Consider the following 25,992-nt stretch of genomic DNA (forward strand, 5'->3'; position numbering starts at 1 on the left):
AATGTCAATCCAGTTGTAAGATAGCATCCCAGTCTTTCCAAACAGGGTCATATCCTGCTTGTTTTATAACCTCAATGATTTCCTCCGGTGTCCGCGTATCATCAATCTCAAATTGTTCCAAACTTTGGGGTTCAACAGCATAACCGCCGGGGTTGGTTTTAGAACCGGCACTCATCGATGTAATACCTAATTTGATAATGTTATTCCGAAAGTTCTGACTTTCACGTGTAGACATGGAAAGCTCTACATCTTGGTTAAATAGGCGCCACGCGCAAATCAGTTGAACAAGCTCCGCATCGTTGATAACCGTTTTTGGTTCCAAACCACCCGCGTGCGGGCGAAGGCGGGGGAAAGAAATGGAAAATTTACTTTTCCAATACGTCTTTTCCAAGTACTGCAAATGGAGGGCGGCAAAAGCACTGTCGGTGCGCCAATCATCAAGTCCTAATAAAACCCCCAAGCCAATTTTGTGGATTTCAGCGCGTCCGATTCTATCGGGTGTTTCTAAGCGATATCTGAAGTTTGACTTTTTGCCCTTGGTATGGTGTATTTTATAATCGGATTGATGATACGTTTCTTGATAAACCAAAATGGTGTTAACACCGAGCTGACGTAATATTCGATAGTCACACTCCTCCAGTGGCTGCACTTCCATGGCTATATGAGCGAAATGTGGTTTAATGAGTGGAATAACTTTCTTAAAATAATCCATTCCAACTTGCTGTTGCGCCTCACCCGTTACCAATAGGACATGCTGGTAACCCATTTTTTTTAACACAGCAATTTCCTGCAAGATCTCCAATGACGTAAGCGTCTTTCTTGGTATCTTGTTGTCCAAACTAAAACCGCAATAGGTACAGATATTCTGGCATTCATTCGACAGATATAAAGGTGCATACAGCTGAATGGTTTTGCCAAAACGTCGCTGCGTTTCTCTTTGGCTTAATAGAGCCATTTGCTCTAATAAAGGGAGCGCTGCGGGTGCAATTAATGCCTTAAAATCCTCGTAGGTACGGTGCTTTGCCAACAGTGCCTTTTCAGCTTCGATCTGTGTTTTATTGTAGATAGAAGCCTTTTCTGTTTCCCAGCCAAACTGATCAAAAGTAGTTGTGAACATTATGTATTCGTTAAAAAGGAAGTTAGCGGACTGGAAGCACGTGCTTCTTGTCCTGAAATAGCCATTCCAGCTTCGTAAGCAATCCTACCCGCCCGGACGGCTTCTCTAAAGGCGATCGCGATGTTGATTGGATCGGGAGCTACCGCAATAGCCGTATTTACCAAGACGGCGTCTGCTCCTATTTCCATTGCTTGCGCTGCATGACTTGGCTTACCGATACCTGCATCTATAATAACGGGGACATTCGCTTGTTGTATAATAATTTCCAACATCGGAAGTGTCTGCAGGCCCTGATTACTGCCGATAGGTGCCCCCAAAGGCATAACAGCAGCTACGCCCGCTTCCTCCAGCCGTTTACAAAGTACAGGATCAGCATGGCAATAAGGCAATACAACAAATCCCTTTTTAACCAATGCTTCCGCAGCAAGTAGGGTTTCTATCGGATCCGGCATGAGATACTTCGGATCCGGGTGGATCTCAAGCTTCAACCAATTTGTTTCCAAGGCTTCCCTAGCAAGCTCTGCTGCGTAAACAGCTTCTTTGGCCGTTCTTGCCCCGGAGGTATTGGGCAGCAAGCTAATTTGTGGATGATCGAGATGTTTGAGTAAATGATCTTGTGGTGTAACATCGATACGCTTCAGTGCAACTGTCACCAATTCAGACCCTGATGCGAGCAGGGCCTCTTCCATCATCGACAGCGAGCTAAATTTTCCCGTACCGGTAAACAAACGGGAGGAGAAGATCTTATCTGCTATTTTTAAACTGTTGGACATGATTGTGCTTCTATTTGTTTCAGTAAATTTTGGCAGTCTTTTCGTGGGTGATTACTGTTTGAGATAATTCCCGAGACGGCTATACCATGTACGCCTGTTTGGAATAAATGGCCGACATCCTCAACCTGGATTCCACCAATGGCAATAATAGGAACGGATAAATTGTGAGCCACTGCCTTTTTTATGATTTCATCATAGCCGACTAAACCTAAAATCGGACTTAGTTTTTCCTTTGTTTTAGTAAACCGAAAGGGACCTAAGCCGATATAGTCAATAGGTAGGTTGCTTAACTGTATAATATCATCAATGGTATTTGCTGTGCACCCAATGATTTTATCGGGGCCGAGCATTTCCCTCGCCGTGCGAGGCGACATATCTTCTTTTCCGATATGAATACCATCTGCATCGATTTCTTTTGCAACATGTACGCGATCATTGATGACAAAAGTACAACGGTGCCGTTTAGCAATTTCCAAACAAGCCATAGCCTGCTGTTTAAAGGTATCATCGTCAGCATTTTTTAATCTAAATTGAACCCATTTGATGCCGGCGTCCACCGCAATATGGACTTGATCGATAATCGACTTGTCTTTTGTTGCATGCGTAATATATTGTAGCCGCTCTATATGTTTTTTAATTCGATTCATAAGTTCGTTCCTCTACTAGATGCTTTAAATTGATGTAATTTGACAAGGGATTTGTTGTAAGCCATATATATCCTAATAACCCTGCGCCGTCGAAACCTTTTCTTTTTATTAGACCAATATTTCTATCCGAAATACCGCCAAGAGCAATAAGCTGCCCTTGCCTTGTTATGCTTCCCATTTCTAACAAATGCGGGGCCTTACGATATCCTGTTTTTGAAATACTATCAAAAACAGGACTGATAAAAATTTGTGTCCAAGGCCTGTCCATTGCTATAAATTCCGCTATTGAATGTGCCGAACTGGAAATAACCCCCCTCTGCTCCTTTAAAACCTCAAATTCACCTGCCTTCAAATGGATGCCTGCCAAATTAAATTCCTGAAGCAGATTACAGTCGCCATGAACAATTAACCTGTGATGAAAGAAAGGATCAATGGATTGGATAAATTTTCGAATAGATTTAATATCCGCATTTGGTTTCCTTACGTGGAAGACTTCCAGCCCATGATCAAACAGTTGATTAACAGTTTTTGATTCGTTCCTAATGAATGTTTCGGGACTTATAATAACCAGCTTCATGTTGTAAGTGTCAAGAATAAAGTTCAAAGTTATTTTGGCGAAACTCCTTTGCTTTTTCATGGAGCCCTTTATCAAGCGCCTCTTCCGGGTTTATTCCCTGTTCTGCAGCAAATTGCCTAACATCTTGTGTGATTTTCATGCTGCAAAAATTTGGGCCGCACATACTGCAAAAATGTGCTGTTTTAGCACCTTCTGCCGGCAAGGTTTCATCATGATATTCCCTTGCAGTATCCGGGTCAAGCGCAAGATTGAATTGGTCTTCCCACCTAAATTCGAAACGGGCCTTGCTCATGGCATTGTCGCGATACTGTGCTCCGGGATGACCTTTTGCAAGATCTGCGGCATGAGCAGCAATTTTGTAGGTGATAACACCGTCTTTTACGTCCTTTTTATTAGGCAGTCCTAAGTGCTCTTTCGGGGTTACATAACAGAGCATCGAAGTGCCAAACCAGCCGATCATAGCTGCTCCAATACCTGATGTAATATGGTCGTATCCGGGTGCTATATCTGTTGTAAGCGGGCCAAGGGTATAAAAAGGGGCCTCGCCGCATTCCCTTAACTGTTTATCCATATTTTCTTTAATCATGTGCATGGGCACATGGCCCGGGCCTTCGATCATGGTTTGAACGTCATGTTTCCATGCGATTTGTGTTAATTCTCCTAATGTTTCCAATTCGGCAAATTGTGCCGCATCATTGGCATCTGCTATAGACCCAGGACGTAAACCGTCGCCCAGCGAGAAGCAAACATCGTAGGCTTTCATGATTTCGCAGATCTCTTCAAAATGCGTGTAAAGGAAATTTTCCTGATGGTGGGCTAAACACCATTTAGCCATAATGGATCCTCCACGTGAAACAATGCCTGTTGTCCGCTTGGCCGTTAAAGGTACATAGGGAAGACGCACACCCGCATGAATGGTAAAGTAGTCAACACCTTGTTCCGCCTGTTCAATTAAAGTGTCTTTAAAAAGCTCCCAAGTTAATTCCTCCGCCTTGCCATTTACTTTTTCAAGCGCTTGGTAAATAGGCACCGTTCCAATAGGCACAGGCGAATTTCGAATAATCCATTCACGGGTCTCGTGTATATTCTTACCGGTTGATAAATCCATTACCGTATCAGCGCCCCATCGAATAGCCCAAACCATTTTTTCTACTTCTTCTTCGATGCTGGATGTTACGGCTGAGTTGCCTATATTCGCATTGATCTTAACCAAAAAATTCCGACCAATAATCATGGGCTCGGTTTCAGGATGATTAATATTGTTTGGTAAGACCGCCCGTCCGCGCGCGATCTCCGACCGAACAAACTCCGGTGTTATAAATCCCTGGTATATATGTGCGCCAAAATTCTGCCCTTTGTGCTGTTGCCATAAACTATTGTCCTTCTCATAAAGTTCTTCAAGGCGCATGTTTTCACGTACGGCTATAAATTCCATTTCAGGGGTTATCATACCTTTTTTGGCATAATGCATTTGAGAGACATTCGCTCCATCCTTAGCCCTTCTGGGGGATGTCGAATGCTCAAAACGTAAATAATCAAGCGCTGGGTTACTCAGTCGGGATTTGCCATATGCCGAGCTAATGTCGTTCAGTCGAACGGTGTCACCTCGCTCTTCAATCCAGGGATTCCTTAATTTCGGTAAACCTTGTCGCACATTAATAGCTACATTCGGATCGGTATAAGGCCCGCTTGTATCGTAAACGGTGACAGGGCGGTTTTCTTCTGTTATATTCCGAAAACGATCGGTCGTTGCGCTCAATGATATTTCGCGCATTGGCACCTGAACATTATGCAAAGCGCCTTGCACATAGATTTTTCTGGAACCTGGAAAAGGAGTTCTGCTGATAGTTTGCGCCGAAGGCAGTTTTTCTGTTTTCATTTGAAAAGATTTTATGGGTAATTTTTCTTGTAAACGCGTTATCCGCCTTGTGCTGCGGTAATGATCGTTATATGATCTCCCTGATGGATCTGAAAGCTTTCCCAACTAGACTTGGGAACAACGTGCTCATTTACGGCAATGGCAACACCTTTTGTTTGCGTTAGTCCGTAACTCTCCAAGGCAGCGATAAGATGCTGGCCATTTACAAAAAATGTCTGATGATTAATGTTGACTTCCATATTGCAAAAAAATTGATGCTTTAGAAGTCAACCGGAACGGTATGAGAAGACTTGTCTACTTTTCCCTTCGCAGGCATTATCCTGAGCAGGTTGTGAGGGTAACTCTCAGCCCCAATAATGGGACACCCCTAAAGCTTTTGTTTCAAAAGTATAAAATATTTTTTAAAGAATAGAAATCCCTTTGGTTTATTTGTTGGAAAATTCTTCTTAAGGCGTTATTATAAACATTCAGCAGTAATATCTATATTGAGCACCGGAAAACGCTTGATATGAAGCGTTCCCGTTTAAAAAAAAATATTTACATCCCGGTTTATTAGCCATTAACCGCCGAATGCAGCATAAAAACAAGCAAAAAATGAATAAAAGACAATAATAGGATGAAAAAAAGTTTATTTTTTCTAGTACTGATCTCCCTATCAGCAGGCCTGTTCGCACAAGAAAAGGAGGTATCGGCCATTAAAAAGGTATTGCAGAGGCAAGAACAGGCGTGGAATGTTGGAGATATCCCACGGTTTATGGAGGGCTATTGGAAAAGCGATAGCTTGCTTTTTGTTAGCAAGGCGGGACCTATTTATGGCTGGCAAGGGGCCTTTGACAGATATAAGAAAACTTATCCGGACCGGAACGCCATGGGAACATTAGCTTTTAATCTTTTGCGGTTTGACCGCTTATCTCCAACGAGCTATTTCGTATTGGGTAAATGGCATTTAAAACGGCTGAACGATGATCTTGGAGGGACCTTTACGCTCCTATTTAAAAAAATAGGAGGTAAATGGTTAATCGTTGCTGATCATACCAGTTAAAGGCTGTCATTAATGAACGACAGAACGATTTTTTAGCAATCTAATTCCAAAAATACGGGGCAGTGATCGGAATGTAGCGCATCTGTTAAAATAGCAGCCTGTTTGATACGGCCTTCTAAAGCGCGGCTGGCCATGTTGTAATCAATTCGCCAACCGAGATTTTTAGCCCGTGCATTTGCACGATAGCTCCACCAGGTGTATTGATGAGGCTCCGGATGGAGGTGTCTAAAGGTGTCTATATACCCGCTATTAATGAAGCTTTCCATCCAAGCCCGTTCTTCGGGTAAGAAGCCGGAACTATTGGCATTTGATTTGGGATTGTGGATGTCTATTGCGCGATGACAAATATTATAGTCGCCGGAAATGACAAGGCTGGGGAACTCTGTTAACAATTTATCGCTATAACGGCGAAAATCGTCCAGAAATTGATACTTAAAATCTTGTCGGGCATCGCCGCTAGAGCCGGATGGAAAATAAGCACTTATTATGGACAATTCTTCAAAATCTGCACGGATGATCCTTCCTTCCTTGTCATAGGCCTCAATGCCACAACCATATTCAACATGTTTCGGACTACGTTTTGTTAAAATGGCGGTTCCACTATAGCCCTTTTTCTCTGCAGGGAACCAGTAATGTTCATAACCAAGTCCTTCGATCAATAATAAATCAATAAGCTGATCGGGTGAAGCTTTAATCTCTTGCAGACAAACGATATCCGCGTCCGATTCTTTTAACCAATTTATCCAATCCTTACGCATGGCGGCACGAATACCGTTGACGTTATACGTTATTATTTTCATCAATCTAGAGTAGTTCTTTTGTTCTGTCTTGTAATGTACCGGAAATTAGGCGATCTTCTTCGATAAGAATCGCTGTTATTTTGCGAACAAATCTAAAAATCGTCTGAAAATGTTTGGCTTATACGGCACTCCCTTCAGCTCTGCTTCCAATTTTCTGGTTGCCAAAGGGGTAAGAATGCTCACCTCCATCGTAACGTTTTGGAGTGGTCGGTCATTGCTGTCTGTGGGCAATGCAGCTATGCTATCAATTAAAGACAAGCCCTTTACGGTTTCGCCAAAAACGGTATAGTTATGATCAAGAAAGGGAGTCCCTCCTATTGTCTCATAAACATTACGTTGGTAGGGTGGGATTTTCCGACCTTCCAGTTTCAACTGCTCTAAACGGTCCAGTTCTTTAGGACTGTACTTTTTGCCTTGGACGAGGTAAAATTGTGCTGCACTGGATGATTTGTCGGGGTTATTATCTCGAGCGGCGGCAAGAGCCCCTTTCTTATGAAAGAGACTATCATTGAACTCTGCCGGAATTTTATAATCCAGGTCTCCTTCACCCAAAAGCGTCCCTTGTGGTGCATTTTTAGAATCGGGATCACCTCCTTGAATCATGAAGTCTTTTATTACCCGATGGAAAAGAGTACCATTATAGAAGCCTTCTTTTGCAAGCTTAATGAAGTTATCGCGGTGCTTAGGGGTCTCATTATAGAGCCTTACAATGCATGCTGTGCCATTTACTGAAATACGCGCATAGGTATATTCAGGTTTTGCAGCGAATGTAAATAAGCTAAGAAGTGATAAAGACAAGAAGAGAACTGTTTTCTTCATATTAGATTAGCGGATAGATTATAGCGTTTTAGTATTTGTAGAGTTTGGGATATGTTCTTCAAAATAATCAATAATGAGCGACTTTAGAATGAGTTCCTGTTCTAAAAGGGTGTAATTGGGAATTGACTTAATCAATTTCCAATGTGGCCACCCATCTTGGTCGACGCCTTCCAGTTCATAGAAACCCATTTCGCTAAATAATCGGCAGGTTGCAATATGCATTAATTCTTCCTTCTGCCTTTTGGAGAATTTTTGTGGTCCCTTACCCAGCTCCTGTACGCCTATTAGAAACAAAAAAACTTTTATATCGGGAACCTCTGTATCAAAATGATCGGCCGTATATTTTTGCAATACACGCCAGCGATTATTTATTTCTGATGCATTCATATATTGCAAAGATAACATATACGACGGTATGAATGCAGGAATGGTTCCGTATTAATGCTAAATAATACGGGCCTTAAGGAGCGACTTTAAATCATCGCAGGATTTTTCGATGACCGATGTTACGCGTCGCCCGAAATTCAATTACCAAAATGTGGATTTTTTTCCACACTTTGTGTGCCTATGGCGAAGATGAGCGATAGAAAAATGAACTCTTAGGTGCATTGAGGCCCCTTTCTTTTTTTGGCACGCTATTTCTATACAGAATAGTGAAACAATGGCACATCAAGATAAGAGAGCGTATGAAAGTCATTGTTAATGTCCATCGGGGGAGGCCTCAATAGACAATTAAATTGACAATTTGTGAAACCTATCAAAGGTTTAAATATACAAATGACTTTGCTTTTGAGATACCAAATCAAAATAGTAAAGTTAAGATAACGGTAAAGTACTTTAGAAGTATGTACTGTTTGTTTTAGTATCTGACGGAAGGCTACCATATTCTTGGTGGCCTTTTTTTATTATGCGTATCTTTGTCTAGCTAGTTTAACCAGCGCTTATGAGATAGAGAAATGAATGATATACAGGATAGACGGGATATTGAACACTTAGTTCGCTTATTTTATGAGCGAGCTACAAAAGATACGCTAATAGGGCATTATTTTACTTCGGTAGTTCCGATAAATTGGGATGAACATATTCCCACGATTGTATCTTTCTGGGAAAATATTTTATTTCAAACAGGAGCCTATAAAGGGGGGATGCTTTTTAAGCATATGAACTTAAATTATCTTTCCGCGTTTAAACCAGCCCATTTTGATAGATGGCTTGATATATGGGAAAATACCGTAAACGAGTTGTTTAGTGGCGAACGTGCAGAAGAAGCGAAATTCAGAGCGAACAGTATTGCTATTATTATGCAAACCAAACTAGGTGTATACCCTCCTGAGAATAAGAAGTAAAGAGCAGTGCGGAGAGACACTGCTCTTTTTTGCTAAAATTAAAATAACCTATAGCCAATGCCGATAGTCCATACGTTTATTTTTTGCGATTCTGCACCATCTTTAGTTAAGTTACTTAAGCCATGTTCGTAGCGCAAATCAGCTCTAAGCCGCATGATGTCTACACCTACACCACCGGTTAGAGCAATCGCTTGGTTTTTATAAGATCCGGTTTTACCAACCTCGCCTAATCTATCGAAAACCGAATTGTCTTTATCAATTATAAAGGAGACTACCGGACCTACTTGTACACGGGCAGCGATGGGGCCTAGTCCGATTCGAGTACCTAGTAATAGGGGTAAATCTAAGCTTGTAAAATCCATTTTTACTTCAGCGTCCCCTTCATTTACCTTTGCCTCCGCATTTTTTCCTGTTACGTAAAGCTCCGGTTGAAAATGAAAGCCTGCGCCGCCAATACGCGCCCAAAGGCCCGCTTGATAACCGGTGCGGCTGCTTTTGTCAAACCAGTTCCCGTCTGTTCTTAAGGAAGAAAAATTTAACCCTCCTTTAATACCAAGCTGAAAAGTAGGAAGTAATTGAGCCGAAGCGATTGTCACTGTACTAATCAGTATACAAATAGATAAAAGTGTTTTTTTCATGTTCATACTCGTTTTTAATTGTTAATAGCATGTATGGTAAAGTTTTAGCATCTGTTAACTATACCGATACCTGATTCCACAAATTTCGAGCCTAAAATCGTTTTTTGAGGGTTACAGGCCCGGATATATGTGTTACCTGTTTGATTTAGTGAAATTTTGTTTTAAGTTTGTTTAAAACCAGAATATATGATGTCTTTTACGTTAAATGAAGCTGATTGGAAGGTTCTCCGGGAAAAGATTAAGCGAAAATATAATCACCTGACTGACGAGGACCTTGACTATCGGGCGGGGCAAGAAGAAGATCTCGTCAATAGGTTGTCAACACGGGTGAAAAGAAAACCGGAATATATCTTGTTTACATTAAAGAAGGGGCTAGCGGATTTATCGAGCAATAGGCTTTAGTATAGTTCGTGAGTTATTACCCGCCAATCTACGTCAGATTCTTTGTACAGATTATGCTTATAGTAATGCCTCAAGAGCTTGATTTTGGGGCATTGATCGTCTATCAATAAAATGCAAGCTGATGAAAAGATTAACCAAACGTAGTCACATCGTTAAGCTGTTAGTAGGACTTGTAGTTGGAGTCTTGTTCATGGCTTTCACGTTCGTTAAAGATGATTTCTTTGAGATTGGAAAAAATCTTGAGATCTTCTCAGCTCTTTACCGACAAGTCAGTATGACTTATGTCGAGGATGTAAATCCAAATCTCTTAATGAAAAAGGGAATCAATGCCATGCTGGAAGAATTGGATCCCTACACCGAATTCGTGCCTGAATCAGATTTAGATGATTTTCGTCTTAGGTATATAAACACACAATATGCAGGATTGGGTGCCAAGATTGTAAGTTTAGAAGATAAAAGTATTCAAATTGCCGAAATATTTGAGGCCTATCCTGCCCATAAAGCAGGGTTGGAGGTGGGAGACGAAATTATACGTATCAACGGCCAGGCGGTTAAAGGAATGACTTCGGAAGATGTTAGTCATCTATTAAAGGGGGAAGAAGGGACCGTAATTGAACTGGGCATTAAAAAGAACCTGACCGGAACCCTGGAAAATATCAAAGTTACCCGTCAGAACATCATACAGCCTAATGTGAGCTATTCGACTACACTGCCCGGAAATATAGGTTATATAAAACTGGATAAGTTCCTAACCGGCGCTGCGGATGAAGTTCGCAAAGCGATTCTTGAAATGAGGCGAACAGCTCCATTAAAGGGGCTTGTGCTGGATTTACGTGATAACGGAGGGGGAATACTGCAGGAATCGGTGAAGATTGTAAATTTTTTTGTTCGGCAAGGACAGGAAGTAGTTTTTCAACAAGGAAGACAAGGGGATAACCGATTTACTTATATCACGAAGCAAGCTCCTTTAGCCCTTCAATTACCTTTAGTTGTATTGATCAATGAGCGCTCGGCTTCTGCCTCTGAAATAGTGGCGGGTGCGTTGCAAGATTTGGATCGTGCGGTAGTTATAGGAAAAAAGAGTTTCGGGAAAGGACTCGTGCAACAAACCTATCGTTTGCCTTATAATAATTTAGTAAAAGTAACGGTAGCAAAGTATTATACACCCTCAGGCAGATGCATTCAAGCGCTCGACTATGCGCACAAGGATAACCGGGGCAAGGCGATAAAGATTAATGATAGTTTAATCACGGAGTTTAGTACGGTAAATGGAAGAAAAGTATATAATGGTGACGGTATATCGCCTGATATTGAAATAAATGAACAAGCCCAAAGTATGATTGTACAGGAGTTGAAAAATAAATTTTTAATTTCCGGTTATGCCAATCAGTATTATCATAAACATAGTTCGCTAAAAGACCTTCAGTCGTTTCGGCTGTCGGATGAAGATTATAGCGACTTTTTGACGTATCTATCGGCCCATAATTTCATCTACAGTACACGTTCGGAAAAGGCTCTTCAATACTTGCGGTCAGAGCTGGAAAAGGAAAGTCGGAGCGAGCAGGTTGCAGACGAATTGAAAGTCCTTGCGCAAAAGATAAGGTCGCACAAAAATCGAGACTTAGTACTTTATAAAGAATATATAAAGGGACAGCTTGAAGAAGAGATTGCGTCGCGGTACTATTTTCAGAAAGGTAGGTATCGTGTAGCATTAACGAAAGACGACGCTACAAAAAAGGCACAACAGATCTTAGCCGCGACCGATATGTTGGTTTATAATAACGTGCTTTCGGGAAAAGGTAACTATCATATTATTGGAAAGCCGAAAGTCCACCTAGCCTCTGCGGAGCCCTTGAATAATTGAACTTTTAACCATGTTTTTCGCCGATGCGTTTAAAAAAGGAATCCCGGTAGGTATCTCCTATTGGAATCAACTTTTCTTTTAACGAGATCCGGCCACGTTCTATACTCTCAATTTTTTCCAAAGCTACGATGTATGACTTATGAACGCGGACGAATCGCTCCTCGGGAAGCGTTTCTTCCATCTTTTTCATATTTTGAAGTGTTATTATCCGTTCACTGGAAGTATAAATCGAGATATAATCTTTGAGCCCTTCGATGTAATAAATGTCATCATAGTCGACACGTTGAATCTTATGCTCTGTTTTTACGAATATAAACTCACTGTTTTTATTATGATTCTGTGATTGATCAACCGAGGAGTTTTTTGGAGAAAAATGAATCTTTTGACTAATGACTTTCTGAATGGATTTATAAAACCTATCAAAGGCAATGGGTTTTAGTAAATAGTCGGTGACGTTCAGCTCGTAGCCTTCGAGCGCATATTGAGGGTAAGCCGTGGTGAGAATTACATCACATTTTCCATTTATGATTTTTAAAAATTGGATGCCGGTTAATTCCGGCATTTGTATGTCCAGGAAGACCAGATCAATTGCCCCTTGTTGTACCAAGCCTAAACCCTCGATGGCATTGGTGGTTGTTGCTGATAAGGTAAGCTCCGGTACTTTTTGAATATAATCTGCTATAATATCTAATGCCAAAGGTTCGTCATCAACTACTAAACATCGTATCATGGTTTATGAATTTGCTTTATAAATATACAAATAATTCGCTGCTGTAATAATCTTCGTTATCGTGTACAATGAAGCTATGCTTGTCGGGATACCCAAGCTCTAACCGCCTTTTTAGATTGGTCAGGCCAATTCCTCCGGACTTATCTTTATTTAGCTTGTTCTTCTTGTTCTGCGCTTTGAAGTGCAGGCGACTATTCTGAACTTCAACGGTGATTCTAATCGGATGTTCCTTGTCTGTTGCAACGCCATGCTTGAAAACATTTTCAAGAAAGGAAATTACTAACAGAGGCATGATGCGGTGCTGATAATTGTCGATGTTGATATGAAGATCCAGATACACTTGTTCCTTAACGCGAAGTTTTTGGAGTTCTATATAATTTTCCAGGTAATTTATCTCTTCTTCTAAGGACACCTTCTCGTCATTGCTTTCATATAGCATATAACGCATAATTTCGGATAATCTCAATATGGCTTCCGGTGCTTTATCTGATTTTTGGTAGGCAAGTGAATAAATATTATTGAGCGAGTTGAAAAGAAAGTGTGGGTTAATCTGCGTCTTTAAAAAAGCCAGCTCTGCGTTCAGTTTTTCCGTTTCTAGTGTTTTCCTTGCCTGTTCCATTTGATAGGAATTTGTCGCCAGCCGAAAGGCATAACCTAGTAGCATAAAAAACAGGGTGATTATAATGGCTGAAGTAAAGTACTCTGCTTTGGTTAAGGTTCTTTCCATATGGTCACCGTAACGCATAAGAATAGGTTCATTATAGACGGCGATTGTCAACTTAATGAGCGCGCAAACAAATAAGCAGCAAGTGGAGATAATAAAGCCCGAAAGGTAACGCTTGTTTCCAATAAAATAAGAGGCAGTAAAGAAATAAGTAAAATAAAAGATTCCAACATTAAATACCGTGAACAGACTGTAAAAGATTAAATGCGGAAGACTGTTCTTATTGTCATTTGCCAAAAATAATAGGGTGGCTAAAATAAGCCAAACGAGTATATGGTAAAGGATGTGACTTCTCTTCATGTAGGCTAAGCGCTCTTATTTTTATATTATGCTTTTATAGCTGCTTACAAGGTAACAAATATATCTTTTATGTGGCAATTTAGGTACTCTTGATATACTAACGGCCCCGCTTAAGCGATGAACTTGCTAATACAGCCGATGTAATGAATCTCCTGTTTGTCTAGAAATATAAAGCGTTAGTCTAAAAAACTTTATTAAAAAAGAAAACACTCGTTTATTTGTATCATAATAATTAAGAAAAAAAATGAACACCTTAACTCCTAAAAATATGAAAACGCTTTTATCGAATATTTCTCCATTCTTGTTGTTATTGATACCGATATTAATAGCAGCTTTGGTGATATGTACACATGTCAATACAGAAGTCATACAAAGATCCGCAGATTTAAATGCCTCCTTTGTTACGATCCCTAAATATTTAAATGTGAGGGCTCTTCTTTTCTGATTCGGTTAAGATAGCGGAACTGTTTTTTAAGGAGAAAAGGTTGTAAGATTTCCCCCATCATATATTTTTATGGACGCCCATTTAATAGGGCGTTTTTTTTTTATTTTAAAATAACTAAGAAAATAGTTGTAAAACTAAATATTTAGTTTTAAGTTTGTGTTATTAACCGGAAAATATATGGAAATCAAAGAATTAACACGCGCTGAAGAGCAGGTTATGCAAGAGCTTTGGAAGCTGGGTAAAGCTTTTGTGAAGGATATCATTGAGCAAATGGACGAACCCAAACCTGCATACAATACCGTATCTACAATCATTCGCATTCTTGAAGCCAAAGGTTTTGTTGATCATGAAAGTTTTGGGAAAAGTCACCGTTACTTTGCCAAGGTGAGCAAGGATGCCTATAAAGAGTTTGCGACGGGCAAATTGTTATCCGGGTATTTTGATAATTCACCTCGCAGTATGCTGTCGTTTTTTTTACAAGAGCATAAGCTGGATGTAAAGGAAACGGATGAGCTATTAAAACTACTCGAGAAGGCGAAGAAAAAATAGAAAATTCAAACCATTAGAAACAACAATTATGATGAACTACTTAATTATCGCTAACATTTATCTGATCCTGTTTTACGGCTTTTATAGGTTTTTCCTGGCAAGAGAGACATTTTTTCAGTTGAATAGAATTTATTTGGTAGGGACTGTCTTCTTGTCGTTTATTTTTCCGCTCATTCATTTAGAGTGGTTACAGAACGCTTTTGGATCTTCAACGGTTTTTGTTGCTAGATCAAGTTTAGATGCCGTTACAATTGATATGACCGTGAATAATACCCCTAGTGATACAATGGGCGACATCCATATTTCAATTTTGGGCTACATTTATATTAGTGGCTTTTTGGTACAGCTCGCGCTATTAATCAGAAAGTTAGTTCAATTAAGGAGGCGTTTAAAAACCAATAATCGTGGGGATGCCTATTCATTTATGCACATGATTAAGGTTGATGACGGGCAAGAAGGCAGTCCAACGGTACTTCGTCACGAATTGGTTCATGTGCAACAATTGCATACCTTGGATGTACTGCTTTTGGAGGTGGTTAAGTTATTTAACTGGTTTAATCCGGTTGTATATTGGTTAACTAATTCGCTTAAGTTAACGCATGAATACATTGCCGATGAGGCCATCAACGCCAGTCGAGACGATAAGATTACTTATGCCGAACTGCTCATTAGTCGTACCTTTTCAGTCTCCTCATCCGTCTTGACTAACAATTTTTTGAATCAATCATTTATAAAAAGTAGAATCGTTATGCTCTTAAAAGACAAATCAAAAAGACCCGCATTGCTAAAATATGTTTTGGCTGTGCCATTGTTTGCTGCTATGTTAATATTTTCATCAGCAAAAGTCAGTGATAAAGAACTCACGCACGTTAACGCCGATCAGAAGGAAGGACTCAAACTTCCAAATGGATGGGAGATGAAGCAAGATAGTATCAAAAAAAACGTAGTTGATTTTAATAAGGTAGAAAAACAACCAGAGTTTCCAGGTGGATTACATGCCTTCTATAAATGGGTAGGTGAGCATTATAAATATCCAGCGGAAGCCAAAAAGAATGGGATTGCAGGGACTTTACATGTGAGGTTTATTGTGGAATTGGACGGATCACTCAGTGAAATTGAAGTTTACAAAGACCTAGGCTCAGGAACAGGAGAGGCGGCTATAGAACTATTAGAAGCCTCCCCAAAATGGGCCCCAGGTCTTGTAGATGGCAAGCCTGTCCGAGTATCCTATTCTCTTCCTATAAAATTGAACCTAAGCAAGTCAAAACAAAAGGAGCAGGTCTCGCAAACAGCAGCCAACTAACGAACGCAATCTAAGCCGGTAAAATGGAAAAAGCGGTATCCTCCAAAAGAGGAACCGCTTTTTTTGCTTAGTTAGTGTAAAACGGTTTTATGAATGAGCAGTTTTTTCTTTAAAGAACTTCGCATTAAAGTAATCCCTGTTCATTCTGGCAATGTTTGTCAATTTGATGCCCACCGGACATTCTGCTTCACAAGCCTTTGTAACGGTACAGGCACCAAAACCTTCTTTATCCATTTGCTCTACCATAGCCTGTGCTCTTTGGTAACGTTCTGCCTGTCCTTGCGGCAATAGTGCATATTGTGATATTTTCGCCGAAACAAATAACATGGCAGAGGCATTCTTACAAGCCGCGACGCATGCTCCACATCCAATACAGGTAGCTGATTCAAAAGCTTCATCCGCCTTTGGTTTGGGAATTGGAATAGCGTTTCCGTCAGGAACGCCACCGGTGTTCACGGATACATATCCACCTGCCTGTTGAATGCGGTCAAAAGCCGTACGGTCAACCGCTAAGTCCTTGATTACCGGAAAAGCCGCAGCTCTCCAAGGTTCAATGACGATAGTTTGTCCATCGTGGAAGCTGCGCATATGTAATTGACAGGTGGTTGTTCCTTGCTTAGGACCATGTGGCTGCCCGTTAATATGCAGCGAACACATGCCGCAGATACCTTCACGGCAATCGTGATCAAAATATATGGGATCTTCTCCCTTTCTTGTCAGGTCTTCGTTTACAACATCAAGCATTTCTAAAAATGACATATCTGAGGAAATACCATTTGCTTGTATTGTAACAAATTTACCTTTTGTATTTTCATTTTTTTGACGCCAAACTTTTAGCGTTAAATTCATTGTTCTTTCTTCACTCATGATGCTTTATATATTTGAGTGGTTAAATTATTTATAACTTCTTTGGGTCAACTTCACATTCTCAAATACGAGTGCTTCTTTGTGAAGTGTTTCCGGTTGATTATCACCGTTATACTGCCATGCTGCTACATAAGCGAAATTGTCATCGTCCCGCTTTGCTTCACCTTCCGGGGTAGCGCTTTCCTCGCGGAAATGGCCGCCGCAAGATTCACTGCGATTTAAGGCATCATCAACCATTAATTCGCCAAGTTCTAAGAAATCGGCTACGCGACCGGCTTTTTCCAATGACAGATTTAGCTCTTCGTTCTCTCCTAAGACGGTGACATCACTCCAAAATTCCTTTCGAAGTTCTTGAATCATTACTTTTGCTTTTTTCAACCCTTCTTCATTTCTAGCCATACCGCAGTATTCCCACATAATGTGGCCAAGCTTCTTATGAATGTCATCTACGGTTTTCGATCCCTTAAGGCTAAGAAGTTTTTTGACCTTCTCTTCTACTTCTTTTCGGGTAGTTTCAAAAGCAGGATGATTTTTGTCAACCGGAGCAAAGCTTCCCAAGCTGGTTAGGTAATCACCTACAGTATATGGAATTACAAAGTAACCATCGGCCAAACCCTGCATGAGTGCAGAAGCACCCAACCGGTTTGCTCCGTGGTCAGAGAAATTACATTCACCCAAAGCATATAGACCAGGGATACTGGTCATCAGATTATAGTCAACCCATAATCCGCCCATGGTGTAGTGTACAGCCGGATAAATACGCATAGGTTGTTTGTATGGATTTTCATCCGTAATCTGATAGTACATATCAAAGAGGTTGCCGTATTTAGCGCGTACCGTATCTTCGCCCATCCGTTGGATGGCCTCTGCAAAATCAAGAAATACCGCTAGTCCGGTTTTGCCGACGCCTCTTCCCTCATCGCACATCATTTTAGCATTTCTGGAAGCCACATCACGGGGAACCAGGTTACCGAAGGACGGATATTTCCGCTCCAAGAAGTAATCTCTATCGTCCTCTTTAATGTCCGACGGCTTTAACTGTCCTTTTCTGAGCTTCTCTGCTAATTCAACTGTTTTAGGCACCCAAACTCTACCGTCATTACGTAATGACTCGGACATCAAAGTTAACTTCGATTGGTGGTCGCCGGTTACAGGAATACAGGTCGGGTGAATCTGCGTGTAACAAGGATTCGCAAAGAAAGCACCACGTTTGTGCGCTCTCCAGGCAGCAGTTACGTTACATCCCATGGCATTTGTAGATAAGAAGAAAACGTTGCCATATCCGCCGGTACACAATAGAACCGCATGCCCTTCATGTGACTCGATTTTACCCGTTTTTAAATCACGGGTAACAATGCCTTTCGCATGTCCGTCAATCATTATCACGTCCAACATCTCATGACGCGTATAGGATTGTACTTTGCCGGCATTAATTTGGCGGTTCAGTGCAGAATAGGCGCCCAGTAAAAGTTGTTGCCCGGTTTGTCCGCGAGCGTAAAAAGTACGGGAAACCTGTGCTCCACCGAAAGAACGGTTGTCTAACAAGCCGCCGTATTCCCGGGCAAATGGAACGCCTTGTGCTACACATTGGTCGATTATATTGACCGAAACCTCAGCCAAGCGATATACATTGGCTTCACGGGCTCTATAATCGCCTCCTTTAATGGTATCGTAAAATAAGCGATATACACTATCGCCATCATTTTGATAATTTTTAGCAGCGTTTATACCGCCCTGTGCGGCAATGGAGTGCGCACGACGGGGACTGTCCTGATAACAGAATGTTTTTACATTATAGCCTAGCTCGGCAAGCGATGCCGCAGCAGAAGCTCCTGCTAATCCTGTTCCAACTACAATGATGGTAAACTTACGTTTATTAGCAGGGTTAACTAACTTAAGATTGAATTTATGTTTTGACCATTTTTCGGCTAATGGGCCTTCTGGTATTTTAGAATCTAACATCATCTTTATTCTATTTTTATCACAATTCCGGCGAACCGGGAAAGTGAATTTTATTTACAAAAGAAAAAATACAATGGCATAGCAGCAAAGGCTATCGGAATAATAACGCCAAACAGCCATACTGCAAGAAAGCGCACAATCGGCACATACTTTTTATGATCGAAACCCAGTGATTGGAAGGCACTGTTAAAACCATGAATTAAGTGAAAAGATAAGGCCGCCATTGCCAGTACATAAAAAGCAACTAGAACCGGGTTTTGGAAGGCATATTCTACCTGCTTATATAAATCGCGCGCTTTCGTCACCTCTTCTCCGTTTTCAGTAAACTTTTGATAATCTGTAAAATCTGATGCATTTAGCTCCGTAACCTGTGTTTCAAGCGTATTTAAATTGGTGCGATACTCTATATAAGGCACTTCATCGTTATGGAATTTCCACCAAAAATTGGCCATGTGAGTTGCGATGAAAACCAAAAGCACGGTCCCTAAAATACCCATGTTTCTCGAATTCCAAGTACTGTTTTTATTACCCGCATAACTTGCATAACCAACAGGACGAGCTTTCTTATTATGTAAGGTCAATAATAAGGCATAGATAGCATGGATTATAATAGACGCATACAATAGATAGGACACTGCCTTAATGGGAGGAAAGTGTGTCATGAAGTAGGCATAGTCATTAAAAGCCTTGCCTGCATCATCCTTAAATAATTGGAGATTACCAATCAGGTGTACTATCAGGAATGTACATAAGAACAAACCTGTTAAGGCCATGATTAGTTTTTTCCCTAATGTGGAAGTTAATGCTTGATTAAAACTACTCATTTTGTGTGTTAATTTTATTAATGGTAGGCAAAGCTATTTATTTGATTTAATAATGACATAATAATGGCTATCTATTTACGCAATTTAGAATGGTTCTAATTTTTGACCATTTTTACACAATTTTATAACCGATTTTGTATGTCTCTTTTTGAGGCGATCCTCGGTCTTTTTTTTGAAATCAAGCTTAAACGAGTTGAAGAAGAAGGCTTTATATAATTAATTTGAAATAAACAAGTCCAGGAGGTTCGATGATTGGCAGAAGACGCTGATCCTGGATGTCGTATAACAAAAAAGGGCTCTTCTTGCGAAGATCCCTTTCTGTTTAAAGGTTATATATACTATGTTATTTTAAAGGGAATGTCGACGTATAACGAGCCCCGTCTTGCGTAACACCGCTAAGCTGAATCATGTCATTCTTGCCATATGCTAATGCGCTTTCGACATCATCCACATTATTAACCGGTTTACCATTGATCGCTGTAATGATAAATCCTTTTGGAACATTGTATTCGGCAAATAAACCGTCTCTCCTCACTTCAGATACGACAACACCCGAAGAAATGTTGAACTTCTTTTTCAATTGTGCATTTGCTGGAATGAAGCCTGCGCCTAGCTTGTTGTAAAGTTCAGCGGTACTACGGTTACTACCACTCTTGCCTTCTTTATCTGACTTAATGGAGTCATCTCCTTTCAAGGTTACAACTACTTCTTTTTCCTTTCCATCGCGTTTGTACGTCAACTTAACTTTATCACCAGGGCGTAGTCTTGCTACACGCTCTTGTAGGTCTGGACTTGAGTAGATTACATTTCCGTCAATTTTAGTGATGATATCACCTTTTTTCAAACCTGCTGCGGCACCGCCTCCATTTGGCACTACACTATTGATGTAAAGACCATTAATTTCGGCAACACCCAATTCTTTCGCTACTTCGGTATTGAGCTCTTGGAAGGTTACGCCTACATAGCCGCGTTTTACGCTTCCATATTTTACAAAGTCATCGGCAATCTTTTTAACCAGGTTAACCGGTATGGCAAAACCGTAACCGGCATAGTAGCCACTCTGCGACATAATGGCAGCATTTATACCAATTAACTCGCCGTTGGCATTTACCAGTGCACCGCCACTATTTCCTTTATTGATCACTGCATCGGTTTGAATAAACGATTCGACTGCAGAGCTCGCCGGTATATTATTCGGATCTGCGCCATTTTGCTGCCACTGCTGGTAAAGTTCTTGTCTCTGTTGATCAGCTAATATACCGATGGCGCGACCTTTCGCACTGACGATACCCGCTGTAACGGTCGATTGTAAACCTAAAGGATAGCCCACAGCTAAAACCCACTCGCCAATATTTACATTATCTGAATTACCTAATTTAACAATTGGGAGATTTGTTGCATTAACTTTGATTAATGCCAAATCAGTATTCGGGTCGCGGCCAATGATTTTGGCATCATAAACCTTTTTATTGGTAAGTTCAACGGTGATTTTATCAGCTCCTTCCACCACGTGATTATTCGTTACGATATAACCGTCATTGGAAATGATTACCCCGGAACCTGAAGCCCTTGCCGGCTGCGCTTGACGCTGACGTCCTCTCGGTGCGCCAAAAAATTCCTCAAACATATCCTGAAAAGGATCACCGCCCGATCGACCCGATTGCTCATATTCTGTTTTAATGTGAACGACTGCGGGAGTAACTGCTGCGGCCGCTTGCGTGAAATCAAGATTACCGGTTGAAGCTGCTATGTTACTCGGGTTATTCGCATAGTGAAGTTGTTGCCGCTCTTCAAACGACATTTGGCTAATTTGTTTCTTCTCCAACAATTTGTAACCTCCAACAGCCACCGCTCCACCAATAAGGGCTGTTAGTAGTGTCAATCCTATTTTCTTCATTTTCTATTTTATTTTTTAGCGGTTTGTACCATTATGCGGAGCTTGATGACTTATTACCGGGATGTTGCTTTTTTTCGTTCAAGGAAAATTCGATAAAAATTTGGACCCCTAGTAAAAGTCCTTCGCTCTCCTGTTTGTTTTAGTCAAGTCTGCAAACTTTGATTTGACTCTTTCAAAAGTAATACCATTTGGTGCTTAAAGCCAAATTTTTGGCTTGTCATTTCTGTTAAAAAATGTTAAAGAAAACTTAAAAAACAAGATTAATATGAAAAACTTACAAAGCCATTAAATATGTGGGGATTTTGCTGCTTCCTCCAGTTCTTTATACCATTCTTCTCCGTATTTCCTGATTAATGGTTCTTTCAGAAAGCTATAAACAGGAACCTTTAACTCCCTTCCATAGGAACAAGCGTCATGACAGATATGCCAACGATCATAGTTTAGGACGTCAAATTCCGGATATTTCGTAATACGAATGGGGTATAGGTGGCAGGAAATGGGCTTCTTCCAATGTATAAGACCTTTTTGATAGGCGATCTCAATCGCACATTTTGTAATACCATTTTCCCAGGTCACGTATGCACATTCCTTATTTCCGTCAACACATGGCGTTGTCAAATCACCGTCTTCATCCACCACGTGTGTTCCGGTGCTTTCAATGGTCTCAATTCCTTTAGCCGTCATAAAGGGTTTTACTTCAGGATAAATCTCCTTAAGTATAGTCAACTCGTGCTGATCGAGTGGTGCGCCCGAATCGCCTTCCACGCAACACGCTCCTTTACATCTGTTCAGATTACAGACAAATTGTTCTTTAATGATCTCCTCATTAACCAATACGTCACTAACTTCAATCATCATATCGTTAATATTGCGACAAAATGGCGTTTTTATGTCTTTTTGTCGTTACTTAGTTGTTTTCAGTGGATATTTTAAACCTTTGGCGCCGGTAAGTTCCAAGGTTACCGCTCCTATTAAAATATCTACTTGTGCCTTTACCGGTATTCGGTTATCATCATCCGTTACCCAAAGATGAAGTTTACTATCTTTTTTAAATACACGACCCGGCTCCAATGATGGGCTAAATCGCAGGCACCTAAATGTTCCCAGAGGGGTTTTTATATTTTCTTTACCTAAATAGGTAATGTAGAGATAAGCTAAAGAGTCTTTTAGAAAATAAGAGAGCTTAAATGATTCTCCCTCCTTTATATTCGATAAGTCTAGTGTTCTCGAAAAATAATAGGCAGATAGCAAATCGAATGTCTGCGATTCTTTAGCGGTAAAATTGCCACGCGTTGCCTCAATCTTCTTTTTATCTTGATGAAATCGAATCTTATCGTTTCTCCTATATTTACCTTCTTTGATATCCTCGCTAAAGAAATAAGGAAGGTATGTTTTCTGATCAATATACGAATCGTATTGGTCACGTATATTATAAAAGATACTGAATGCCTTTGAAGTCTTACCAACAGCGGTTAAATGATATGTTGGTTTTCCATCAAACGTTAGATCAGACGGTAAGACTTTTAATACACCTTCTGCTGCCGAAATAAAGCCATATTTAAGCTTATAAGTCAGCTCTTCTCCCGGTTGAAATACGCCCTTTTTTAAATAGGGTAAGACCTGCGCGGACACATGGGCTGAAAACGTAACTGAGATAATAACCGCTAGTAGTTTCTTCATCATAAATTATTTATCGCTAAGCATTAACCAACGCCTTAGACGATACTTTATGTCGTTCGTTTAAATATAGGAACCGTAGAACAAGGCTCACCGTACATAATACTTTTGGCAACTTTTGATAACTTATAAGCAAAGGTAACGAAGGCCGATTCCGGAATTTTTATGTCTCCGCAACCCTTTACTACTACTCGCTGGTCTCTGAACTGCTCTATGTCCAGATTGGATAAGGCACGCTCAAATAATATATCTTCAAAGGTTTTTTTGTCCCCGAAAAAAAGCTCATTTACATAAGGTTCCAATTTATTAGCCAGAAGCATATAGGCCCATGTAGGAACGATTGCATCTGCACTGCAAGTAATCAGCACATTTTTACTTGCGTATTTAGACCAGTCGTTTTCTTTTACAAAGGCACGAAAATCCTTTTCACGTAAAATAAGTCCCTGAAATAAATTGTCTTTTATATCGTAAACGGCTACTTCAGCTTTTGATTTGAGTGATGCTAAATCAAAGGTTAGCAGACCACTGTTTGCAACCCTGTTTACTATGTTTTCTTGAATTTCCATACCCCTCGAATAAATTACAAAATTCCTCTATTGCCACTAATGTTAGGCCGTCTTAAAATAAAAAATCCGGATAGTATGTTATAGCTATCCGGATACAAAGGTATGAATAAATAATTTTAGTAGAACCTCACACGATTATCCTTAATGTCTGCTTTATCTAATAAAGCTTGGAAGGATTGGTTGGAAGCCCGTTGTCTCAGTTGTTGTCTAACTTGTTGCTTTTGTTGATCAACTTTATCTAAGGCAGGAGGATTTACGAAGTCAGTAACCTGTACCACATATACACCTTGATTTCCTTCGATTGGCTTAGATAGCTGCTTCGGTTGTAATCCGAACACCGTTCCTACCACTTTATTCTCCTGTGCAACTCCTGGTAATATCGGGTTTGCAAAAACGATGTTTTGTTCTGCTTTCGGTGTTTTTCCGACTTTTTGTGCTATCTGGTCAATTGATTTTGCGCCTTGAAGAGCATCGTTCAACTTCTGTGTTAGCTTTGTGGCCTTTACCTTATTTAATACTGCCGGCTCGATTTCTTTCTTCACATCCTCCAAAGACAACTGTCCTTTGGGGCGAATATTAGTCAATTTAGCAATCACATATTGATTGTCAAGCTCGTAGACCTTGTCCGTTAAATCGCCTTTTTCGGCTTTGAAAGCCCACTTAATCACTTCCCTTGGTGTTTCAAGGTTAGGCAGATAGCCTTGCATGGGCGTAATGTTATCCGCATGTTCTACGGTCAAACCAGCCTTTTTGGCCTCTTCAGCAAAGTTTTGGCTATTTGCTTTTCCAAAGAAGTCGGATGCTTTGCTATAAGCTGCTCTTAACGTCTCATTGCTGCTACTCACGCTTTTATCGATAATAGCTGCCTTTACCACTTTAGACATCCCTTTTTGTGCGTCTACCTTAATGATATGCACACCATATTGTGTGTTTAGAACGAATACATCACCTGGTTTTGCATCAAAAACAGCATTTTCGAAAGCAGGGATCATGCTGCCTCTAGCGAATGTACCTAATTCGCCGCCATTATCTTTTGTCCCGTCCGTACCAAATTCCACTGCCAGTGCAGCAAAGTTACCTCCCTTTAGAATAAGGTTTTTGATGGAGTCTGCTTTTGCCATGGCCTTATCAACTCCGCCTTCTGTTGCAGGATTTAATAAAATATGGCGTGCGGTGACCGAATCCGGACTATTGCGTACATCCAATATTTTTGCAGACTCGTAGACACCGTTCGAATATACAGGCCCTACAGTTGAACCTTTAGCCGCGCTAAATACCAGTGAATCCAAAGCAGGGCTCAAGGTTCCTTTCTTTATGTAAGAAACGGGTCTCTTTTGCTCCGAGTTGGATACAGCAAACAACGAGTCATTGGTAGACTTGGCCAATTCTTCCGTTAGTTTAGTAATCGTTTCCTTGGCTAAAGCCGTATCTTGTGCGGTTGGTTGCGCATTAAATACAACGTAGTCAAAAGAACGCGTTTCCATCTGATTCTTGAAAGCGGCCTTGTGTTCGTTGTAGTAATTTTGATAATCAGCGTCCGTTAACTTGATGTCTTTGTCGGGTATGGAGGCATAATCTAACAAAACGTAGCTAAAATTGGCAATTTTATTCCGTTGATTATAATCTTCGGTTGCTTCTAAGGAAGTTACGTAAACACTGTTTTGTACCAGGTTGTTATATTTCTGCTGTAGACGGTTATCTCTCATGGCTTCCAAAAAAGTACCCCACTGTCTACTTAGCTCGCTATTTGCAGGTTCTTTTGCAACATTGGCAAGAAATTGGTTCAATTGATTGCGATCTATTTCTCCGGTCTGTGGATTGCCGAAATTCTGCGCCATCATCGGTGATGGATTTTTACCGGTTACCATATCTTGCAACTCGTTCTTTCCTACACCCAGACCAATACGCTCGAGTTCTTTGTCGAGTAATAGCCGTCTTAAGTTTTGATTCCATGCATCTTCAACCGCATAGGATGTCATTTGTGGACTCATATTGCCCCCCATTTGCTGGCGCATATTGTTGATGCTTTGTTCCACTTGATTATTGAAATCCGTATACGATATAGATTCGCCATCTATATTACCCACCTCATTTTGATGAGATGCCCAAAACGGGGTGCCGAAGCGGATAACGTCGCCTAATAAAAATGCTACGATTGCTAAACCGATAATTACTACAATGATTATTCCCGCGCGGTTTCGCAAAAAGGTCATTAATCCCATATGCTCTTTATACTATTTTGAT

26 protein-coding genes and 1 riboswitch are annotated in these 25,992 nt (G+C 40.6%); of the genes, 6 read left to right on the forward strand and 20 right to left on the reverse strand.

Features of this window, described 5'->3' with window-relative positions:
* Positions 1 to 4: 4 nt before the first annotated feature.
* Genes thiH through thiS form a run of 6 tightly spaced genes read right to left on the reverse strand, consistent with a single transcriptional unit; the run spans position 5 to position 5,232 of the window.
* Entirely contained in the window at positions 5 to 1,117 is a 1,113-nt protein-coding gene (gene thiH, locus ACH11B_RS07230; protein ID WP_377613165.1) for a 2-iminoacetate synthase ThiH, read from the reverse strand.
* Complete coding sequence (locus ACH11B_RS07235; RefSeq protein WP_377613166.1) at positions 1,117 to 1,890, reverse strand: thiazole synthase; 774 nt, start codon at positions 1,888 to 1,890, stop codon at positions 1,117 to 1,119. Before ACH11B_RS07235 ends, thiH begins: the two co-directional genes overlap by 1 nt.
* A complete protein-coding gene (locus ACH11B_RS07240; protein ID WP_377613167.1) occupies positions 1,875 to 2,537 on the reverse strand; it encodes a thiamine phosphate synthase in 663 nt (220 codons plus the stop codon). Before ACH11B_RS07240 ends, ACH11B_RS07235 begins: the two co-directional genes overlap by 16 nt.
* The gene (locus tag ACH11B_RS07245) at positions 2,524 to 3,114 is read right to left on the reverse strand and encodes a thiamine phosphate synthase (protein WP_041387157.1); all 591 of its coding nucleotides are present in this window, start codon (positions 3,112 to 3,114) and stop codon (positions 2,524 to 2,526) included. Before ACH11B_RS07245 ends, ACH11B_RS07240 begins: the two co-directional genes overlap by 14 nt.
* Before the next feature lie 10 nt (positions 3,115 to 3,124).
* Complete coding sequence (gene thiC / locus ACH11B_RS07250; RefSeq protein WP_377613168.1) at positions 3,125 to 4,993, reverse strand: phosphomethylpyrimidine synthase ThiC; 1,869 nt, start codon at positions 4,991 to 4,993, stop codon at positions 3,125 to 3,127.
* Between the two features lie 38 nt (positions 4,994 to 5,031).
* Positions 5,032 to 5,232 carry a sulfur carrier protein ThiS gene (thiS, locus tag ACH11B_RS07255; protein WP_013664679.1) on the reverse strand — a complete coding sequence of 67 codons (201 nt, stop codon included), beginning with the start codon at positions 5,230 to 5,232 and terminating at the stop codon, positions 5,032 to 5,034.
* Between the two features lie 45 nt (positions 5,233 to 5,277).
* Positions 5,278 to 5,372: riboswitch (TPP riboswitch) on the reverse strand.
* Positions 5,373 to 5,609: 237 nt separating this feature from the next.
* On the opposite strand from thiS, the gene ACH11B_RS07260 reads away from it, so the two are divergent.
* Complete coding sequence (locus tag ACH11B_RS07260; RefSeq protein WP_377613169.1) at positions 5,610 to 6,035, forward strand: YybH family protein; 426 nt, start codon at positions 5,610 to 5,612, stop codon at positions 6,033 to 6,035.
* Between the two features lie 32 nt (positions 6,036 to 6,067).
* Here ACH11B_RS07260 and ACH11B_RS07265 read toward each other — a convergent pair whose 3' ends face one another.
* The 3 genes from ACH11B_RS07265 to ACH11B_RS07275 form a co-directional block, all read right to left on the reverse strand.
* Complete coding sequence (locus ACH11B_RS07265) at positions 6,068 to 6,835, reverse strand: exodeoxyribonuclease III (protein ID WP_013664681.1); 768 nt, start codon at positions 6,833 to 6,835, stop codon at positions 6,068 to 6,070.
* A gap of 75 nt (positions 6,836 to 6,910) precedes the next feature.
* A complete protein-coding gene (locus ACH11B_RS07270) occupies positions 6,911 to 7,654 on the reverse strand; it encodes a peptidylprolyl isomerase (RefSeq protein ID WP_013664682.1) in 744 nt (247 codons plus the stop codon).
* An 18-nt stretch (positions 7,655 to 7,672) separates the two neighbouring features.
* Positions 7,673 to 8,041: a hypothetical protein gene (locus ACH11B_RS07275; RefSeq protein WP_041387158.1), complete on the reverse strand. Its 369-nt coding sequence runs from the start codon at positions 8,039 to 8,041 to the stop codon at positions 7,673 to 7,675.
* A gap of 569 nt (positions 8,042 to 8,610) precedes the next feature.
* On the opposite strand from ACH11B_RS07275, the gene ACH11B_RS07280 reads away from it, so the two are divergent.
* The gene (locus ACH11B_RS07280) at positions 8,611 to 9,000 is read left to right on the forward strand and encodes a group III truncated hemoglobin (protein ID WP_013664685.1); all 390 of its coding nucleotides are present in this window, start codon (positions 8,611 to 8,613) and stop codon (positions 8,998 to 9,000) included.
* A 38-nt stretch (positions 9,001 to 9,038) separates the two neighbouring features.
* Here ACH11B_RS07280 and ACH11B_RS07285 read toward each other — a convergent pair whose 3' ends face one another.
* On the reverse strand, positions 9,039 to 9,638 hold the full coding sequence (locus ACH11B_RS07285; protein WP_041388020.1) for a porin family protein: 600 nt from the start codon (positions 9,636 to 9,638) through the stop codon (positions 9,039 to 9,041).
* A gap of 186 nt (positions 9,639 to 9,824) precedes the next feature.
* Between ACH11B_RS07285 and ACH11B_RS07290 the strand changes: the two genes are divergently transcribed.
* Together ACH11B_RS07290 and ACH11B_RS07295 are read left to right on the forward strand one after the other, a co-directional pair.
* Positions 9,825 to 10,040: a hypothetical protein gene (locus ACH11B_RS07290; protein ID WP_013664687.1), complete on the forward strand. Its 216-nt coding sequence runs from the start codon at positions 9,825 to 9,827 to the stop codon at positions 10,038 to 10,040.
* Positions 10,041 to 10,161: 121 nt separating this feature from the next.
* On the forward strand, positions 10,162 to 11,904 hold the full coding sequence (locus ACH11B_RS07295) for a S41 family peptidase (protein ID WP_377613170.1): 1,743 nt from the start codon (positions 10,162 to 10,164) through the stop codon (positions 11,902 to 11,904).
* 4 nt (positions 11,905 to 11,908) lie between these two features.
* Here ACH11B_RS07295 and ACH11B_RS07300 read toward each other — a convergent pair whose 3' ends face one another.
* A complete protein-coding gene (locus ACH11B_RS07300; RefSeq protein WP_013664689.1) occupies positions 11,909 to 12,634 on the reverse strand; it encodes a LytTR family DNA-binding domain-containing protein in 726 nt (241 codons plus the stop codon).
* A 16-nt stretch (positions 12,635 to 12,650) separates the two neighbouring features.
* Positions 12,651 to 13,658 carry a sensor histidine kinase gene (locus tag ACH11B_RS07305; RefSeq protein WP_013664690.1) on the reverse strand — a complete coding sequence of 336 codons (1,008 nt, stop codon included), beginning with the start codon at positions 13,656 to 13,658 and terminating at the stop codon, positions 12,651 to 12,653.
* Between the two features lie 622 nt (positions 13,659 to 14,280).
* Here ACH11B_RS07305 and ACH11B_RS07310 point away from each other — a divergent pair.
* Complete coding sequence (locus ACH11B_RS07310) at positions 14,281 to 14,652, forward strand: BlaI/MecI/CopY family transcriptional regulator (RefSeq protein WP_013664692.1); 372 nt, start codon at positions 14,281 to 14,283, stop codon at positions 14,650 to 14,652.
* A gap of 28 nt (positions 14,653 to 14,680) precedes the next feature.
* Entirely contained in the window at positions 14,681 to 15,955 is a 1,275-nt protein-coding gene (locus ACH11B_RS07315) for a M56 family metallopeptidase (protein ID WP_377613171.1), read from the forward strand.
* Positions 15,956 to 16,042: 87 nt separating this feature from the next.
* Here ACH11B_RS07315 and ACH11B_RS07320 read toward each other — a convergent pair whose 3' ends face one another.
* The 8 genes from ACH11B_RS07320 to ACH11B_RS07355 all read right to left on the reverse strand — a co-directional run bounded on the left by ACH11B_RS07320 (position 16,043) and on the right by ACH11B_RS07355 (position 25,970).
* Entirely contained in the window at positions 16,043 to 16,804 is a 762-nt protein-coding gene (locus ACH11B_RS07320) for a succinate dehydrogenase/fumarate reductase iron-sulfur subunit (RefSeq protein WP_041388021.1), read from the reverse strand.
* A gap of 45 nt (positions 16,805 to 16,849) precedes the next feature.
* Positions 16,850 to 18,787: a fumarate reductase/succinate dehydrogenase flavoprotein subunit gene (locus tag ACH11B_RS07325; protein ID WP_377613173.1), complete on the reverse strand. Its 1,938-nt coding sequence runs from the start codon at positions 18,785 to 18,787 to the stop codon at positions 16,850 to 16,852.
* A 47-nt stretch (positions 18,788 to 18,834) separates the two neighbouring features.
* A complete protein-coding gene (locus ACH11B_RS07330; protein WP_130854573.1) occupies positions 18,835 to 19,608 on the reverse strand; it encodes a succinate dehydrogenase cytochrome b subunit in 774 nt (257 codons plus the stop codon).
* Between the two features lie 343 nt (positions 19,609 to 19,951).
* Entirely contained in the window at positions 19,952 to 21,505 is a 1,554-nt protein-coding gene (locus ACH11B_RS07335) for a Do family serine endopeptidase (protein WP_013664697.1), read from the reverse strand.
* 285 nt (positions 21,506 to 21,790) lie between these two features.
* Positions 21,791 to 22,360 carry a DUF3109 family protein gene (locus ACH11B_RS07340; protein WP_130855138.1) on the reverse strand — a complete coding sequence of 190 codons (570 nt, stop codon included), beginning with the start codon at positions 22,358 to 22,360 and terminating at the stop codon, positions 21,791 to 21,793.
* A gap of 48 nt (positions 22,361 to 22,408) precedes the next feature.
* Entirely contained in the window at positions 22,409 to 23,185 is a 777-nt protein-coding gene (locus ACH11B_RS07345; protein ID WP_013664699.1) for a DUF3108 domain-containing protein, read from the reverse strand.
* 47 nt (positions 23,186 to 23,232) lie between these two features.
* Entirely contained in the window at positions 23,233 to 23,748 is a 516-nt protein-coding gene (locus ACH11B_RS07350; RefSeq protein WP_377613174.1) for a DUF2480 family protein, read from the reverse strand.
* Positions 23,749 to 23,864: 116 nt separating this feature from the next.
* Positions 23,865 to 25,970 carry a SurA N-terminal domain-containing protein gene (locus tag ACH11B_RS07355; RefSeq protein ID WP_377613175.1) on the reverse strand — a complete coding sequence of 702 codons (2,106 nt, stop codon included), beginning with the start codon at positions 25,968 to 25,970 and terminating at the stop codon, positions 23,865 to 23,867.
* Positions 25,971 to 25,992 lie beyond the last annotated feature (22 nt).

Source organism: Olivibacter sp. EAT-5, from assembly GCF_044784325.1.
Taxonomy (GTDB): domain Bacteria; phylum Bacteroidota; class Bacteroidia; order Sphingobacteriales; family Sphingobacteriaceae; genus Olivibacter; species Olivibacter oleidegradans.